The sequence below is a fragment of the Streptomyces sp. R35 genome (assembly GCF_041053035.1).
In the GTDB taxonomy this organism is placed as follows: Bacteria; Actinomycetota; Actinomycetes; order Streptomycetales; family Streptomycetaceae; genus Streptomyces; species Streptomyces lutosisoli.
In genome coordinates this window covers 247,402-263,585 of the sequence record NZ_CP163440.1, presented here as the reverse complement: position 1 = coordinate 263,585, position 16,184 = coordinate 247,402, and the positions used below count along the sequence as shown (strand labels likewise).

The 16,184-nt window shown below is 70.8% G+C and carries 17 protein-coding genes; 12 read left to right on the top strand and 5 right to left on the bottom strand.

Features of this window, described 5'->3' with window-relative positions; genetic code table 11:
• The first annotated feature begins 32 nt into the window (after nucleotides 1-32).
• The 9 genes from mftA to AB5J50_RS01255 all read left to right on the top strand — a co-directional run bounded on the left by mftA (nucleotide 33) and on the right by AB5J50_RS01255 (nucleotide 7,601).
• Nucleotides 33-173 (top strand): mycofactocin precursor MftA, encoded by a 141-nt coding sequence (gene mftA, locus AB5J50_RS01295; RefSeq protein ID WP_369254082.1) that lies wholly within the window; start codon nucleotides 33-35, stop codon nucleotides 171-173.
• Between the two features lie 10 nt (nucleotides 174-183).
• Nucleotides 184-459 (top strand): mycofactocin biosynthesis chaperone MftB, encoded by a 276-nt coding sequence (mftB, locus tag AB5J50_RS01290; protein WP_369230946.1) that lies wholly within the window; start codon nucleotides 184-186, stop codon nucleotides 457-459.
• Complete coding sequence (gene mftC, locus AB5J50_RS01285; protein WP_369254080.1) at nucleotides 456-1,658, top strand: mycofactocin radical SAM maturase; 1,203 nt, start codon at nucleotides 456-458, stop codon at nucleotides 1,656-1,658. The genes mftB and mftC overlap by 4 nt, the downstream gene beginning before the upstream one ends.
• The gene (gene mftD / locus AB5J50_RS01280; protein ID WP_369254078.1) at nucleotides 1,651-2,850 is read left to right on the top strand and encodes a pre-mycofactocin synthase MftD; all 1,200 of its coding nucleotides are present in this window, start codon (nucleotides 1,651-1,653) and stop codon (nucleotides 2,848-2,850) included. The genes mftC and mftD overlap by 8 nt, the downstream gene beginning before the upstream one ends.
• Nucleotides 2,851-2,852: 2 nt before the next feature.
• The gene (mftE, locus tag AB5J50_RS01275; protein WP_369254076.1) at nucleotides 2,853-3,572 is read left to right on the top strand and encodes a mycofactocin biosynthesis peptidyl-dipeptidase MftE; all 720 of its coding nucleotides are present in this window, start codon (nucleotides 2,853-2,855) and stop codon (nucleotides 3,570-3,572) included.
• The gene (gene mftF / locus AB5J50_RS01270) at nucleotides 3,569-4,954 is read left to right on the top strand and encodes a mycofactocin biosynthesis glycosyltransferase MftF (RefSeq protein WP_369254074.1); all 1,386 of its coding nucleotides are present in this window, start codon (nucleotides 3,569-3,571) and stop codon (nucleotides 4,952-4,954) included. The genes mftE and mftF overlap by 4 nt, the downstream gene beginning before the upstream one ends.
• A 126-nt stretch (nucleotides 4,955-5,080) precedes the next feature.
• A complete protein-coding gene (locus AB5J50_RS01265) occupies nucleotides 5,081-6,262 on the top strand; it encodes a hydroxylase (RefSeq protein ID WP_369254072.1) in 1,182 nt (393 codons plus the stop codon).
• Nucleotides 6,259-6,831 carry a flavin reductase family protein gene (locus tag AB5J50_RS01260; RefSeq protein WP_369254070.1) on the top strand — a complete coding sequence of 191 codons (573 nt, stop codon included), beginning with the start codon at nucleotides 6,259-6,261 and terminating at the stop codon, nucleotides 6,829-6,831. The genes AB5J50_RS01265 and AB5J50_RS01260 overlap by 4 nt, the downstream gene beginning before the upstream one ends.
• Nucleotides 6,832-6,860: 29 nt before the next feature.
• A complete protein-coding gene (locus AB5J50_RS01255) occupies nucleotides 6,861-7,601 on the top strand; it encodes a hypothetical protein (protein ID WP_369254069.1) in 741 nt (246 codons plus the stop codon).
• Nucleotides 7,602-7,679: 78 nt separating this feature from the next.
• Here AB5J50_RS01255 and AB5J50_RS01250 read toward each other — a convergent pair whose 3' ends face one another.
• The 3 genes from AB5J50_RS01250 to AB5J50_RS01240 are packed head-to-tail and all read right to left on the bottom strand — an operon-like array spanning nucleotide 7,680 to nucleotide 10,359.
• Nucleotides 7,680-8,438, bottom strand: coding sequence for an SDR family NAD(P)-dependent oxidoreductase (locus AB5J50_RS01250; RefSeq protein WP_369254067.1), 759 nt, complete (start codon nucleotides 8,436-8,438; stop codon nucleotides 7,680-7,682).
• 10 nt (nucleotides 8,439-8,448) lie between these two features.
• A complete protein-coding gene (locus AB5J50_RS01245) occupies nucleotides 8,449-9,213 on the bottom strand; it encodes an SDR family NAD(P)-dependent oxidoreductase (RefSeq protein ID WP_369254065.1) in 765 nt (254 codons plus the stop codon).
• A gap of 24 nt (nucleotides 9,214-9,237) precedes the next feature.
• Entirely contained in the window at nucleotides 9,238-10,359 is a 1,122-nt protein-coding gene (locus tag AB5J50_RS01240) for an acyl-CoA dehydrogenase family protein (protein ID WP_369254063.1), read from the bottom strand.
• A 97-nt stretch (nucleotides 10,360-10,456) separates the two neighbouring features.
• Between AB5J50_RS01240 and AB5J50_RS01235 the strand changes: the two genes are divergently transcribed.
• Both AB5J50_RS01235 and AB5J50_RS01230 read left to right on the top strand, forming a co-directional pair.
• The gene (locus AB5J50_RS01235; RefSeq protein ID WP_369254061.1) at nucleotides 10,457-11,629 is read left to right on the top strand and encodes an acetyl-CoA C-acyltransferase; all 1,173 of its coding nucleotides are present in this window, start codon (nucleotides 10,457-10,459) and stop codon (nucleotides 11,627-11,629) included.
• 30 nt (nucleotides 11,630-11,659) lie between these two features.
• Nucleotides 11,660-12,010, top strand: coding sequence for an enoyl-CoA hydratase-related protein (locus AB5J50_RS01230; protein ID WP_369254059.1), 351 nt, complete (start codon nucleotides 11,660-11,662; stop codon nucleotides 12,008-12,010).
• A 50-nt stretch (nucleotides 12,011-12,060) separates the two neighbouring features.
• Here the strand turns inward: AB5J50_RS01230 and AB5J50_RS01225 are convergent, their stop codons facing one another.
• Nucleotides 12,061-13,539, bottom strand: coding sequence for an aldehyde dehydrogenase family protein (locus AB5J50_RS01225; RefSeq protein ID WP_369254057.1), 1,479 nt, complete (start codon nucleotides 13,537-13,539; stop codon nucleotides 12,061-12,063).
• Nucleotides 13,540-13,795: 256 nt separating this feature from the next.
• Here AB5J50_RS01225 and AB5J50_RS01220 point away from each other — a divergent pair, with 256 nt between their 5' ends.
• Nucleotides 13,796-15,055 (top strand): amidohydrolase family protein, encoded by a 1,260-nt coding sequence (locus tag AB5J50_RS01220; RefSeq protein WP_369254055.1) that lies wholly within the window; start codon nucleotides 13,796-13,798, stop codon nucleotides 15,053-15,055.
• Nucleotides 15,056-15,119: 64 nt separating this feature from the next.
• On the opposite strand, the gene AB5J50_RS01215 is transcribed toward AB5J50_RS01220, so the two are convergent.
• Nucleotides 15,120-16,130 carry an LLM class flavin-dependent oxidoreductase gene (locus AB5J50_RS01215; protein WP_369254053.1) on the bottom strand — a complete coding sequence of 337 codons (1,011 nt, stop codon included), beginning with the start codon at nucleotides 16,128-16,130 and terminating at the stop codon, nucleotides 15,120-15,122.
• Nucleotides 16,131-16,184 lie beyond the last annotated feature (54 nt).

Below are 16,184 nucleotides of genomic sequence, written 5' to 3'. Positions count from 1 at the left end.
TTCGACCACGTGGGATGCCTAGGGAGAGTCGCATGAACGAGCTCCGCTCCGCCCTGTCCGAACAGGCCGACACCGAGGCCGAGACCGACCCCGCCGCAGCCTCGGCGCCGCTGATCGAAGGCGAGGATCTGTTGGAGGAGATCTCCATCGACGGCATGTGCGGCGTCTACTAGGCGCCGCCCCATGACAGGCATGGACCTCGACCGCGCATGGGACCTGCACCCGCAGGTCTCGGTGCGGCCGGAACCCTTCGGCGCGCTGCTCTACCACTTCGGCACCCGCAGGCTGACGTTCCTCAAGGACCGCCGGCTGCTCGCGGTCGTCCAGCACCTCGCCCACACCCGGACGGCCCGGGCCGCCTGTCTGGCCGCCGGCGTCGACGAGGCCGAACTGCCGCGGTACGGACGGGCGTTGGCCGCACTCGCCGAGTCGTCGATGGTCGTAGGAAGGACCTCATGACCGCCACGTCCCGGCTGGTCGACCTGTTCGAGCACGGGCTCGACGCGCCGATCTGCCTCACCTGGGAACTGACGTACGCCTGCAACCTGGCCTGTACCCACTGCCTGTCCAGTTCCGGTCGACGCGACCCCCGCGAGCTGAGCACCGAGGAGGCCAAGGCCGTCATCGACGAACTGGAGGCCATGCAGGTCTTTTACGTCAACATCGGCGGTGGCGAGCCCACCGTCCGCGCCGACTTCTGGGAGCTCCTCGACTACGCCACGGCCCACCACGTGGGCGTGAAGTTCTCCACCAACGGCGTCCGGATCACCCCCGAAGCCGCCGGGCGTCTCGCCCGCAACGACTACGTGGACGTCCAGATCTCGCTCGACGGCGCGACCGCCGAGGTCAACGACGCGGTGCGCGGGCCCGGTTCGTACGCGACGGCGCTGCGGGCGCTTGAGAATCTCGCCGCCGCCGGAATGAGCGACTTCAAGATCTCCGTGGTCTGCACCCGGCACAACATCCCGCAGCTGGACGACTTCAAGGCGCTCGCCGACCGCTTCGGCGCCCAACTGCGCCTGACCCGGCTGCGCCCCTCCGGACGCGGCGCGGACGTCTGGGACGACCTGCACCCTACGGCCGCGCAGCAACGCGAGCTGTACGACTGGCTGCTCGCGCACGGCGAGAACGTGCTGACCGGGGACTCCTTCTTCCACCTCTCCGCCTACGGCCAGGTTCTGCCCGGGCTCAACCTGTGCGGCGCCGGACGCGTCGTCTGCCTGATCGACCCGGTCGGCGACGTGTACGCCTGCCCGTTCGCCATCCACGAGGAGTTCCTCGCCGGCAACGTCCGCGAGCCGGGCGGCTTCTCGGGAGTGTGGCGCGACTCGGAGCTGTTCCGGCGGCTGCGCACCCCGCAGCACGGCGGCGCCTGTGCCTCCTGCGCCTTCTACGACACCTGCAAGGGCGGTTGCATGGCGGCGAAGTTCTTCACCGGCCTGCCGCTGGACGGTCCGGACCCTGAGTGCGTCCAGGGGTATGGGGAGGAACTGCTGGCCCACCGCGACGGCACCCCGGTGCCCAAGCCGACCGGCGACCATTCCCGCACCGCCGTGGACCTCGTCCTCACCCGCCGCCCTCCGGTGAGCGACTGCGCCGAGGACCCGCTGGCCGGGCTCGATCCGACCACTACGGGAAAGGGCGGGGCCCATGCCTAGGAACCCCTGGTTCGAGACGGTCGCCGAGGCCCAGCGCAGGGCGAAGAAGCAGCTGCCCAGGTCGGTCTACGGCGCGCTCGTCGCCGGCTCGGAGCGCGGCCGTACGATCGACCACAACATCGCGGCCTTCGCCGAACTCGGCTTCGCCCCACGGGTCGTGGGCCACCACGCCGACCGCGACCTGTCCACGACCGTCCTGGGCGTGCCCACCGCGCTGCCCGTGCTCATCTCGCCGACCGGCGTGCAGGCCGTCGACCCGGACGGGGAGGTGGCCGTGGCCCGCGCCGCGGCGAGCCGGGGCGTGATCATGGGCCTTAGCTCGTTCGCCAGTAAGCCGGTGGAGGAGGTGTCCGACGCCCAGCCCGACTTCTTCTTCCAGCTGTACTGGAGCGGCACCCGCGAGACCATGGTGCAGCGCATGGACCGGGCCAGAGCCGCGGGCGCCAAGGCGCTCATTGTCACCCTCGACTGGTCGTTCTCCCACGGACGCGACTGGGGCAGCCCCGCCATCCCGGACAGGCTCGACCTCAGGACCATGCTGCGGTTCGCCCCCGATGTGCTGCCCCGTCCCGGATGGTTGTGGAAGTACGCCCGGTCCGGCCGCCTTCCTGACCTCACCGTGCCCAACCTGCGGGCTCCCGGCGGCGAGGTGCCCACCTTCTTCGGCGCCTACGGCGAGTGGATGCAGACCCCGCCGCCCACCTGGGAGGACGTCAAATGGCTGCGTGAGGAGTGGGGCGGCCCCTTCCTCCTCAAGGGCGTGACCCGGGTCGACGACGCCAAGCGGGCGGTCGACGCCGGCGTGACGGCCCTGTCCGTGTCCAACCACGGAGGCAACAACCTGGACACCACTCCGGCCACCATCCGGATCCTCCCCTCCATCGCCGAAGCGGTCGGCGACCAGGTCGAAGTCCTGCTGGACGGCGGTGTCCGCCGCGGCGGCGACGTGGCCAAGGCACTCGCCCTCGGCGCCCGCGCCGTCCTGATCGGCCGCGCCTACCTCTGGGGCCTCGCGGCGAACGGACAGGCCGGTGTCGAGAACGTCCTGGACATCCTGCGCGGCGGCCTGGACTCGGCCGTCCTGGGCCTCAGGCACTCCTCCGTCAACGAGTTGGGGCCCGGGGACCTGGTGATACCTCCCGGCTTTCCGCTGACCTTGGGAGGCGGGGAACACTTCGCCTCGGTCGGCTGACCATGGCCGTGCGCCGGGCATTGGGCGACATGGTCTGGCCGGCCGTGCCGTCCGGCTCGCTCGTGCTGGTCCCGGTCGGCTCCACCGAACAGCACGGCCCGCACCTGCCGCTCGACACCGACATCACGGTCGCCCACGCCGTCGCGCGGCGGGCGGCCGACGCCCTTTCGGGCCCACCACTGGTGGCACCGCCCCTCGCGTACGGCGCCAGCGGCGAACACGCGGACTTCCCGGGCACCGTCTCGATCGGGCACGAGGCACTGCGCGCGGTGCTCGTGGAGCTGACGCGCTCGCTGTCCCTGTGGGCGGGCAGAGTCGTCTTCGTCAACGGTCACGGCGGCAACACCGCCACCCTCGACACGGCCCTCGGTCTGTTGCGCGCGGAGGGCCACGACGTCGCCTGGACCGGGTGCGGGACACCTGGCGGCGACGCGCACGCAGGCCGTACGGAGACCTCCCTGATGCTGCACCTGGCACCGGAGCGGGTACGTCTCGAGGCCGCGGTCGCCGGTGACACGCGACCGCTGGCCGTCCTGCTGCCGGACCTGATGGCCCGTGGTGTCCGCGCGGTCTCGCCCTCCGGTGTGCTCGGCGATCCCGCCGGGGCCTCGGCCGAGGAGGGGCGCCGGGCTCTGGACGTGATGGTCGCAGCCGCGGTCCGCCGGATCACGGCATGGACCGTCGACGGCCGAGGCCGCCTCACGGAGGCCGAACGCCGATGACGCTTCCCCTCGGCTTCGTGGTCCGACTCGACAGACACACAAGGGTCGTTGACGGCGGCCGGGCCCTCCTCGGCGGATTCCCGACCCGGCTGCTGAAACTGTCCCCGAAGGCCCGACGGCTGCTCGTCGGCAGGACGCTCCCGGTGCGCGACGCGTCGAGCGCGCTCCTCGCGGACCGGCTGCTCGACACCGGCATGGCCCATCCCGTCGTCGACTCGCTCCCGGCGCCCGCCGACCCCCGGTACACGGTCGTCGTACCGGTGCGCGACCGGCCGCGCCAACTGGACCGTCTCCTGCGGAGCATCGGCACGGACACTCCCGTGCTCGTGGTCGACGACGCCTCCCGACGACCGGTCGCCGTGGCCGAAGTCGCCGCCCAGCACGGCGCCCGGCTGGTCACCCTGGCCGCCAACGTCGGACCCGCCGGCGCGCGCAACGCCGGACTCCGGCTCGTCACCACCCCGTACGTGGTCTTCGCCGACTCCGACATCGTGCTGGACCCCGACACCGTCCCGACCCTGCTCAGGCACTTCGCCGACCCCCGGGTCGCCATGGCCGTACCCCGCATCACCGGCCTGCCCACCACCGCCACGACCTGGATCGAGCGGTACGAGAACGCCCGGTCCTCCCTCGACCTCGGCGCCCACCCGGCCCCGGTGCGCCCCGGCACTCCCGTCTCCTGGGCGTCCTCGGCCTGCGTGGTGGCACGGGTCGACGCGCTGGCGGAGGGCTTCGACGAGCGCATGCGGGTCGGGGAGGACGTCGACCTGTGCTGGCGGCTGATCGAGGCGGGCGGACGCGTGCGGTACGAGCCCGCCGTGCGGGCCGCCCATGAGCACCGCGTGCGCATACAGGACTGGTTCCTGCGCAAGGCCGTCTACGGCACCGGGGCCCAGCCGCTGGCCCGGCGGCACCCCGACCACATTGCACCCGCCGTGTTCGCCCCGTGGAGCATGGCGTTCGCCGTCGCGCTGCTCGCCCAGCGCCGCTGGTCGGTCCCGGCCGCGGCTGCCGTCCTCGGCATCGTCACCGTGCGCATCGCCCGCAAGCTCGACGGCACCGGCCATCCCTACCGGCTCGCCGTGCGCCTCACCGGCAACGGCACCCTCGCCACCCTGGCGCAGACCTCCGCACTGCTGACCCGCCACTGGTGGCCGCTGACGGCCGTCGGCTGCATGCTTTCGCGTCGGCTGCGCCGGGCCGCGGCGGTCGCCGCCGTCGCCGACATCGTCCTCGAATACCGTCGTGATCAAGCCACTCTCGACCCTCTCCGCTACGGTGTCGCCCGCCGCCTCGACGACCTCGCCTACGGCGCCGGCGTCTGGTTCTCCGCCCTCAAGGGCCGCTCCACCACCGCACTCCGCCCCCGCATCACGCGCTGAAGCCGCACAGTCCCGGTCAGCGGAAAGCGCCCAGCGGGTGCTGGTCCCACGCCCCGACACTGAGGCCAACTGGCCGCCGGCGACGCGCGGCACATGCGAGGGATCAGTGACCGGGAGGTGTGCGGAGTGACGCATGAAGTGGTCGGCCGTGTCGAGGAGTTGGGCGCCGAACTGGCCGGGCTCGCCGACGAGAACGAGTCACTCGGCAAGCTGAGCGAGAGGACCGTAGAACTCCTCCGTTCCGCGGGGGTCATACGGCTGCTGCAGCCCAAGGAGTTCGGCGGATTCGGCGCTCACCCCCGGGACTTCGCGGAGGCCGTCATGGCGGTCGCGCGGCACGACGGTGCCGCCGGCTGGGTGTGCGGCGTCGTCGGGGTCCACCCGTGGGAGCTGGCCCAGATGGACACCCGGCTGGCGCACGAGGTGTGGGACGACGACCCGGACACCTGGATCGCCTCGCCCTACATGCCCAACGGCATCGCCGACCCGGTGGAGGGCGGTTATGTCCTCAGCGGCCGCTGGCCGTTCTCCTCGGGCAGCGACCACTGTCGCTGGGACTTCCTCGGCGCGCTCCTCGGCGACGGCAAGGGCAAGCCCGCCGGGCCCATCACCGTCATGCACGTCGTCCTGCCGCGCTCCGACTACGAGATCATCGACGGCACCTGGGACGTCGTAGGACTCGCGGGCACCGGCAGCAAGGACGTCGTCGTCGACAAGGCATTCATCCCCGAGTACCGCACCATCAGGCAGGAGGCCGTCCAGGAGGGGGCCGCCGCGGAGGCGCTCGGGCTCACCGACACCCTCTACAAGCTGCCGTTCGCCTCGATGTTCCCGCTCGGCATCACTGCCGCCGTCATCGGCATCTGCGAGGGCGCCCTCGCCGTCCACCTGGCCCAGCAGCGCGACCGCGTCGCCGTGACCGGCGTCCAGGTGCGCGACGACCCGTACGTCCTCTATGCCGCGGGGGAGGCCGCGGCCGAGATCGCCGCGTCCCGAGTGCAACTCATCGACGGCATCAGCCGGTTGTACGACCAGGTCGAGGCCGGCAAGCCCATCAGTCTCGAGGACCGCGCCAACGTACGGCGCAACCAGGTTCGTTGTGCCTGGCGTGCCGTCTCCGCACTGGACGAGATCTTCGCGAGGTCCGGCGGCAACGCGATCCGGCGCAACAACCCGATGCAGCGGTACTGGCGGGACGCCCACGTCGGACTCCAGCACATGATCCACGTGCCCGGCACCGCGTACCACGCCAACGCCCTGGCACAGATGGGACTTGAGCTGCCCGAGTCGATGCGCATCCTGATATGAGCGAGGGGGCGACGCACTCCCGGACGGCCGACGCGGACGCGATCGACGGACGGCTGTTCCGCGACGTACTGGGCAACTTCCCCACGTCCGTGGTCGCGATCACCACCACGGACACCGAGGAATGGCCGCACGGGATGGTCGTCGGCACCTTCACGTCCGTGTCGCTGGAGCCGCCCCTGGTGTCCTTCCTCGCGGACCGCTCCTCCACCACCCTGCGGACGATCAGGGCCGCGGGCCGCTTCTGCGCCAACGCGCTGGCGGGCAACCAGGAACGGCTGTCCCGGAGGCTGGCCACCGGCCAGGCGCGGGAGCGGTTCGCGGACACGACCTGGCAGCCGTCACCGCTCGGCAACCCGGTTCTGGACGGCATCGTCGCGTGGGTCGACTGCGCGGTGGAGCAGGTCGTCGAGATCGGAGATCACCTGTTGGTCGTCGGGCGGGTCCGTGACCTGCGCGTCGAGTCGCTGAAGACCCCGCTGCTGTTCTTCCGGGGCGGATACGGCGACTACATGTCGAGCGCGGGTCAGCTGCTCGACAGCCTCGTGGGCTGGCACGAGATCGGCCGGTAGGCACCGGTCGGCACAATAGGGAGCCGTAGATGAAGAAAGACCTCTACATAAGACTGCAGAGAATATCGGCGTGGTGCGGCGTCATCCTCTTCGTGGGATTCCTCGCCGCGTTCGCCGTGGGCCACCTCACTCCGCCGATGAGCCCGACGGAGAGCCCCGAGGACGTCGTCGCTTTCCTCAAGGACCACCGCACGGGGATCCTCATCTGTGTCGCCCTGATGGTTCTGCTCGTCCCGTTCGAGTACCCGTACGTCATCGTGACGAGCATGCAGCTGCGCCGGGTCGAGGGCGGCTGGGGGCTGCTGTCCATGACCCAGCTCACCACGGGCGTGGTGGCCCCGCTCGGGTTCTTCTTCCCGCTCGCGATCCTCGCCGCCGCGGCCTACCGACCGGAGAGCCACTCCGTCGACGTCCTGACCGCGATGGTCGACACCTTCTGGCTCATGTTCGTGGGCAACGCCTGCATCTTCGTCCTCCAGGTCTGGTCGATCGGATACGCCGCGTTCATCGACCACACCCGGGAGAAGCCGCTCTTCCCGCGCTGGTACGGCTGGCTCAGCGTCGTGCTGGGGGTGACGCTCATCCCGGGCGCCTTCGTCTTCCTCAACCAGGACGGGCCACTCGCCTGGAACGGACTTCTCGCGAACATCATCCCCTCGGTCGCGTACGCCGTGTGGAAGATCGCCACGCCGTACGTGCTGCTGAAGGCGATCACGAACGAGGAGAAGGAACTGGCCGGGAAGCCGGAGAACGAACCGGTGACCGTGTAGGACCGCCACAACAGCCGTGGCCCCGCGACCGCCCCTGGGTTCCAGTGGTCGTCGCGGGGCCACAGGCGTGTACGGAAGCTAGACGGACAGCGCGAACCCGCCCGTCACCCGCAGGGTTTCACCCGTCACGAACGACGCCTTCGACGAGACCAGATACAGCAGCGCCTCGACGATGTCCTGCTCCCGGCCCTCCTGCCGCAGGATCTGCTCCCCGAGAACACGGTCCGCCTCGGCGGGGGACAGCTGGGCCCGTACGGCGTCGGTGAAGATGAGGCCCGGCGCGATCGCGTTGACCCGGATCCCGTCGGCGGCGAACTCGCGCGCGAAGGACACCGTGAGGCCCCGTACGGCGAGTTTGGAGACGCCGTAGATGCTGCGGTTCGCATAGGCCGCCGATGACGAGATGTTGACGATGGACGCGCCGGGCCGTCCCCGCATGGCCTCGTGCGCCGCGAGCGAGCAGATGACGGTGCCCATGACGTTGACGTCGAGGACTCGCCGCACCTTGGCCAGGCCCAGTTCGGTGAACGGCTTGTTGTAGGCGGCGTGCAGGCCGGCGTTGTTGACCAGGATGTCGAGCCCGCCGTGGCGTTCGACGACCTCGCTCACGACCGCGCCGACCCCGGCCTCGTCGGCCACGTCGCAGGCGACGCCGGTCGCGCCCAGGCCCTTCGCGGTGAGTTCCGCCGCCACCTCGGCTGCCGCGGCGCCGTCGATGTCGGCGAGCACGACATGCGCGCCGAGGGTCGAGAGGGCCTCGCCGAACGCCTTGCCGAAGCCGCGGCCGCCCCCGGTGATGAGGGCGACCTTGCCCTGGTGCTCTGTGTTGTCCGGCATCAGAAGAACCTCACTTCGGGCCGAACCGCTGGCCCGCGTCGAGCCGCAGGCACTGGCCGTTCAGCATCGGGTTGTCGACGACGGCGAGGGCGAGTTTGGCGTACTCCTCGGGGTGCCCCAGCCGCCTGGGGAACGCGGCGTCCCTCACCAGCGCGGCCCGCGTCTCGGCGGGGATCTTCTCGGTGGCGCCCGTCTCGAACAGGCTGGGCGCGATGGCGACCACACGGATGCCGAGCGAGCCGAGATCGCGGGCCATGGTCAGGCTCATCCCGGCGATCGCCGCCTTGGCCGCCGAGTAGGCGACCTGCCCGATCTGCCCCTCGAAGGCGGCGATCGACGAGGTGTTGACGATGACGCCCCGTTCACCGTCGGGCTCCTCGGGCTCGTTGCGGCTCATGTGCGCGGCGGCCAGCCGGCTGATGTTGAAGGTGGCGACGGCGTTGAGGTCGAGCACCCGGCGGAAGGTCTCCAGATCGTGCGGACCGCTCTTGCCGAGGGTGCGCCGTACGCTGCCGCCGCCCGCCGTGGTGACCGACACATGCAACCCGCCGAGAGCCTCCACGGCGGAGTCCAGCGCGCCCTCCGTCGCCTCGAAGTCGGTCACGTCGACGGGATGGAAGCTCGCGCCGAACGCGGCGGCGACCTCGGCACCGGCCGACGTCGGACGGTCGAGTACGGCGACGTCGGCGCCGCGGGCCGCCAGCAGCTCGGCGGTGGCCCGGCCCATGCCGGAGGCGCCGCCGAACACCACGGCCTTCTTGCCCTTGATCTCCATCGGGAACCCTTCGGATCGTTCGGCTCAGGCGGACGCGGGAGACCGCCGCAGGAGGGTGCACAGCCGGTCGCGGTGCACGGCGGCGTCGCCGTACAGCACGCTGTCGGCCCGGGCGCGGCGCAGCAGGAGGTGGAGGTCGTGCTCCCAGGTGAAGCCGATGCCGCCGTGCAGCTGGAGCGCACGGGCGGCGACCTCGCCGGCCCCTTGAGAGACGTACGAGGCGGCGGCGCAGGCCGCCCGGTCGGCGTCGTCGGCGCCCGCGTCGGCCGCCATCGCCGCGTAGGCGGTGGCGGCCCGGGCGCCGTGCACCAGCAGGGCCATGTCGGCGCACTGGTGCTTGACGGCCTGAAAGGTGCCGATCGGCTTCCCGAACTGCACGCGGGACTTGGTGTGTTCGACCGTGAGCTCCAGCATGCGCTCCATCACCCCGAGCGCATCGGCGCACCGCAGCACCGACGCCTCGTCGAGCAGCTGCTGAATCTCGTCGGGCGAGGCGGCGAGGTGGCGCTCGCGCGTGACGCGTACGCCCTCGAACCGGACCTCGTAGAACGAGCGGGTCAGATCCAGGACGTGCTGGCGGCGGACGGTGACACCGAGGGCTGCCCGGTCGACGAGGAAGGACGCCGGAACCCCGTCATGGCGTGCGGTGACCAGCAGCCACCTGGCACCGCCCGCGTCCTGCACCGCCGTTTTGACCCCGTCGAGGACGATCGCGTCCCTGTCGGTACGGGCGGTGGCGTGGACGCCGTCGAGGGACCACGGGGCGTGCGGTTCGGCGAAGGCCCAGGTGGCCCAGCCGGATCCCGTGGCGAGCTCGGGCAGCACCTCGGCCCGCAGTTCGGGGGACCCGGCGGAGAGGGCCCTGCCGACGATCGCGGTGGGCGCGAACGGACCCCGCCCGAGCGCACGCCCCATCTCCTCGGCGACGAGGGCGAGTTCCACCAGACCCTGGCCTGCGCCGCCGTACTCCTCGGGCAGGGCCAGACCGGGCCAGCCGAGGTCGGCCGTCAGCCGCCACACCTCGGGATCGACGTCCTCGTCGCGATCCGTCCACGCCCGTACGTGCTCGATCGGGGCCCGGTCCGACAGCAGATCGCGCGAGGCCTCGCGGAGCATGTCCTGCTCCTCGCTGAGCTCGAAGTTCACCTCGACAAGGTATCCTCTTTTGCCGACATGGTCGAGATATTGGCGCAATCTCGCCCGACATTCGCCGGTCAGGACTTATTTAAGTACTCTGAATTCCATGGTTGATGCCGTTCTTCTCTCCGCGTGCCGCACCGCGATCGGAACCGCCCGCCGAGGAACCCTGCGAGACACCGACGCCTTCGAACTCGCCACGGTCGTCGTCCGCGAGGCCGCGCACCGCAGCGGGCTGCCTCCCGAGTCGATCGACGACGTGGTCCTCGGCGAATCCCTGGCAGGAGGCGGGGACATCGCCCGGTACGCGGCGATCGAGGCGGGACTGACCCATGTCGCCGGCCTGGCGCACAACCGGCACTGCGCCTCCGGACTCGCGAGCGTGGCGACCGCCGCCGCGAGCGTCCGGGCCGGGATGGACCGGGTGGTGATCGCGGGCGGAACACACTCGTCGTCGACGGCACCGGTGGCCCGGCGGCGGATCCCGGGCGCCGACGACTGGCAGGACCCCTGGATGGCGCCCACCCATGTCCCGACCCACGAGGCGCCCAACGACGACATGGGTGTCCTCGTCGGCTGGAACACGGCCCGGCTGGCCGGCCTCACCCGTCAGGAGATGGACGCCTGGGCGCTGCGGTCGCACGAGAGGGCCGTACGGGCCATCGACGAGGGCCGGTTCGCCGACGAGATCGTGCCCGTCAAGGTCACCGGCCGGGACGGCGCGATCTCGGTCTTCGACACCGACGAGCATCCGCGCCGCGACACCAGCCTGGAGAGGCTGGCCGCGCTGAAGGTGCTGCACCCCGAGATTGAGGGGTTCTCCATCACGGCCGGCAACTCCAGCGGCATCAACGACGGCGCGGCCGCGGTCGTCGTCGCCGGTTCGGACGTGGCCGCCGCGCACGGACTGACCCCCATCGTGACCGTACGGTCCTGGGCGAGTGTGGGAGTCGACCCGGTCGAGACGGGCCTCGCGCCGATCGCCGCGATCCGCAAGGCACTTGACCGCGCCGGGCTCGGGATCGAGGACGTCGACCTGTTCGAGGTCAACGAGGCCTTCGCCGCCGTGGCCGTGGCCACCACCCGTGAGCTGGGTCTCGATCCGGAGCGGGTGAACCCGTTCGGCAGCGGGTGCAGCCTCGGCCACCCGATCGCGACCACCGGAACGCGCATGGTCGTGACCCTGGCGCACGAGCTGCGCCGCCGGGGCGGCGGGATCGCGGTCGCGGCCATGTGCGCGGGCGGCGGCATGGGCTCGGCCATGGTCCTGACGGTCTGAACGCCGGTGATCGAGGCCGGAGCCGAAGGATTGGACGGTCGTTGGACGGACGGCGTGCTGTGGCTGACGTTCGCCCGGCCGCGGGCGCGCAACGCGCTGACGATCGCCATGCGGCGCGGGCTCATCGAGGCGGTCCGGGCGGCGGACGCCGACGCCGAGACCCGGCTGGTCATCCTCACGGGCACCGATCCCGCGTTCTCGGCCGGCATCGACCTCAAGGAGGCGCTCGGCAACGGTGCCGGTTCCCCGCGGGGCGCCCGCGCCGACCCCGCGGAGGTGGTACGGGCCTGCCGCACACCGGTACTCGGGGTCATCAACGGCCTTGCTACACGGGGGCGTTGGAGCTGGCGTTCTCGTGCTCGTTCCTCATCGCCAGCCTGAAGGCCGATGCACTGCGAATGAATTCCGGTAGCGGCCGGGCGGCATGCGTCTCAGCGTGCCGCCCAGCTCACCGTCTTGGTCTGCAGGTACTCGTCCAGTCCGAACTCGCCCCACTCCCGGCCCAGTCCGCTCTGCTTGTACCCGCCGAACGCGGCCCGTGGATTCACCCCGGCGCTGCCGCCGTTGATCGCGACACCGCCGGCCCGGATGCGGGAGGCCATGTCGTACGCGGCCAGGGTGTCGGCGCTCCAGACGGCGCCGGCGAGGCCGTACGGGCTGTCGTTCGCGATCCGCACCGCCTCCTCGTCCGTGCGGAACGGGATGACGACACCGACCGGTCCGAAGAACTCCGTGCGCGCGATGGTCATGTCGTTGTCGACGCTGGCGAAGAGGGTCGGTTCCACGAAGTAGCCCCGGTCGAGGCCGGCCGGACGCCTGCCGCCGCAGACGAGACGCGCCCCTTCCTCCTCGCCCACCTGGATCAGCTTCTCGACCTTGTCCCGCTGTGCCTCGCTGATCAGCGGGCCCATGGTGGTGGCCGCGTCGGCCGGATCGCCGACCCTGACAGCGGCGAGCGCCGCGCTCAGCCGGTCGACCAGTTCGTCGTGGACGGACTCGTGCACGAGCGTGCGGGTCAGCAGGGAACAGCCCTGGCCGGCATGGGTGGTGATGCCCGAGAGCGCCGAGCGGACGGCGCCGTCGAGGTCGCCGTCGGCGCGGACGATGTTGGCCGACTTGCCGCCTAGTTCGAGGACGACCTTCTTGAGCGTGGGCGCGGCCTGGGCGTAGACCAGGCGCCCGACCGTGTCGGACCCGGTGAAGCTGACGAGGTCGACCATGGGGTGCGTGGTCAGCTCGTGACCGGCGTCGACGTCACCGGTCACGATGTTGAGGACCCCCGCCGGCAGCCCGGCGGCGTCGGCGAAGTCGCCGATCAGCAGGGACTCCAGGGGAGTTGAGGGCGCCGGCTTCAGTACGGCGGCGCAGCCCGCGGCGAGGGCCGGGATCACCTTCATCATGCTGAGGAAGAACGGGAAGTTGCAGGCGGAGATCAGCGCGCACACGCCGAACGCCTCGCGGCGCAGGACTCCTTGGGAGATGCCGATGCCCGGGGCGATCGTCGGGTCCATGGGGCGTTCCCAGGCGAAGGCCGGCATCACCCGCTCGGCCATGTCGCGCAGATGGTTCACCGGGACCCGGGTCTGCAGGGTCTCGGCCAGCGCGCGGACCGAGCCCGCCTCGGCCATGTTGACGGCCACGAGTTCGGGCAGCCTGCGCTCCATCTCCTCAGCCATGCGCAGAAGGACCGCGGCCCGTTCCGCGGGCCTCATCCGCGGCCACGGGCCCTCGTCGAAGGCGCGCCGGGCCGCCTCGACGGCCTGCCGTACGTCCAGCGGTGTAGAGCCAGGAACCTCAGCGACCGTCTCCTCGGTCGCCGGATTGCGGACGAGGATCGGGGAGTCCGCGCGGCCGCCGGTCCGACGCCCGTCGATGTAGAGCTGCGAAGAGAACGAGTACGCCGTCGCCATGTGCCGTCTCCTGATCGCCTGCGGACAGGTACAGGTTGAGTGTACTGAATTACGGCTCCCCTGAAAGCTATGATGCGCTGTCAGCCTTGTGTCAGCGAACCGTCAGCTTCTTCGGGTCGCAGTCTTCAGGCATTCCGTATGCTGAATGATTGACTCGACCGGTCGGTACAGCTAACTTCGGCCTCAACTGCGGGTTCGGTTCTGTCACGAACGACGAGGTTCGAAAGAGGTACCGCCTGTGTTCAAGGAATTTGTCGTGTCCGGCGACTCGCACATCATCGAGCCGATAGATCTCTTCAAGACCCGGCTGCCCAAGCACCTTCGCGAACGGGCCCTGTGGGAAGAGGAGTTCACGCTCGAGGAGCCGATCGTGCCGGGCGGCCACACCGAGTTCAAGAAACTGCACACCATCGGGTTCGACGGCTGGACCATCTCCAAGTACCGCCAGCTCGGCGGGGAGACCCCGGACGGCGATCCGGACCACATCATCCGGGACATGAATCTCGACGGCGTCGACGCCTCGGTCATGTTCCCGAACCTCTCGCTGTTCGTCCTGTTCACGGACGACCACGAGCTGTCCATGGCACACGCGCGCGTGTGGAACGACTACCTGGTCGAGCGCTACCTGCCCTACAAGGACCGGCTGCGTCCGACCGCCGCGATCCCGCTCACGGACGTGCCCGAGGCCGTGGCGGAGATCGAACGGTGCGCGCGGCTGGGACTCGGCGCGATCCTCCTCCCGGAAATCCCGCCGCTGCCGTACTACTCGCGGGAGTACGACCCGGTCTGGGCGGCCGCGCAGGCGCACGGCATGCCGGTGTTCATTCACGTGGCCACCGGCGGGGTGAAGGTCAAGGAGGAGGTGTCCGGGACGGCGATGACGGTCCGGGGCCTGATGACGGCCGTCAATATGGGCAAGGGCAACCTGACCGATGACATGGTCGCCGGCCGGACCATGGGCAGGGCGGTCGGGTCGGACATCTCCGGACCGCAGGGCATCCTCTCCAGCCTTGTCGGCGGCGGCGTGTGCGAACGCTTCCCCGAACTCCACTTCAACCTGATCGAGTACACCGCCGGCTGGCTGGTCTCCTACATGGGCTACATGGACAAGTCCTGGAAGACGGGAATCGGCCAGGACCCCGACTGGTGGCTCGGCTTCTGGGACGACAGCCGCCCGCCGAAGGAGCAGCCGTCCATGGGGCGCCTGTTCGCCATCAACGCCCGATGGCCCTACCCGCTCAAGCCCACCGAGTACGTACGGCGCCAGATCCACGTGCAGTTCGCCGACGACCCCACCGCCGTCAAGGCCCGCCACATCACCGGCCTGTCGACGATCATGTGGGGAAACGACTACCCGCACGCGGAGGGCACCTTCCGTAGCAGCGCCGAGTGCATCGCCGAGAACTTCGAGGGCGTCGACGACGAGGACCGCGCGGCCATCCTGGGTGGCACGCTCGCCGACGTCGTGGGCTTCGACAAGAGCAAGAAGCTCGCGCCGCTTCCGCAGGACGCCTGAGCCGCTGGCACACGGCCCCGGAGCGCTGTCGCAGCTCCGGGGCCTGTCGCCGTACGCGTCTCGGTCACGCCGCTTCCGGTACGGCACCCACGAGCGCGAGGGATGCCTGGGCGTAGGAGGCCCGACGCCTCCGGCTCACCATGAAGCTCGGCGGCGCAAAGTAGCCGACATCGCGGGGGAGCGAGCGGGCACGGCGCGCGAGGGCGTCCTTCGCCTCGGCGGTCGTCCCGCAGACGGCGATCTCGGTGAGCATCTCGTCGGTGACCGCCCGCGCCATGCCGTCCGTGTCACCGGCCCGGAACGCCGCACGCAGCCGTGCGACGGGCTCCTGCCAGCCGTGGTGGGTGACGAAGGGGTCGTACGTCTTGACGGTGAGGTAGAAGGCGATCATGCGCCGGGCGTCGGCGGCGGCGCGTTCGGGGGCGGCGTCGTCGATCGCCGTGATGATCCAGCCGTGTTCGAGAGAGCGCGCCTCGCTTCCGACGCGGCCGGTCGCACCACGCTCGACGGCAGGCCGTACGACATCGTTCCACCAGGAGCCCGTGAACAACCCGTGCCCGATGACCCCGTCGGCGACCCGGCCCGCGGTGGTGGCCATGCGGGTGTTGAACGCGGCGAGCAGGACGGGGATGTCGAGCCGGCCCAGTACCGGGGCGCGGACGTCTGCGTCGAGCTCGTAGAACTCACCGGAGTAGTGGACGCGTTCGCCGTTCTCCGCGTGCAGCCAGGCGCGTACGGCGCCGACGGTTTCGGCGATCCGGTCGACGGGGCGTTCGCCCGGCACGCCGAGCCAGTCCCGGTTGATGCGGAACGCCGCGCTGCCCAGGCCGAGGAAGAGGCGGCCCGGGGCTTGGGCGTGCAGGTGGCGCAGGGCGGTGGCGTGGGCGTAGGGGGTGCGGGCGAACGCGTAGGCGATGGCGGGCCCCGCCAGGGCGTGCTCGGTGTTCGCCACGATGTCGGCCACCGTGAGGTAGGCGTCGTGGTCGGCGAACTCCCCGGCGCAGAAGGCACCGACACCCGCCTGCTCGGCCTCCCGTCCGACGTCCCGGCCGGGCCAGGGCATGCCGAACCGCATGAGCGCCTCCCGATCACTGAGTCCTAAAAAAGTACACTTATTTTGGGAGGGTAG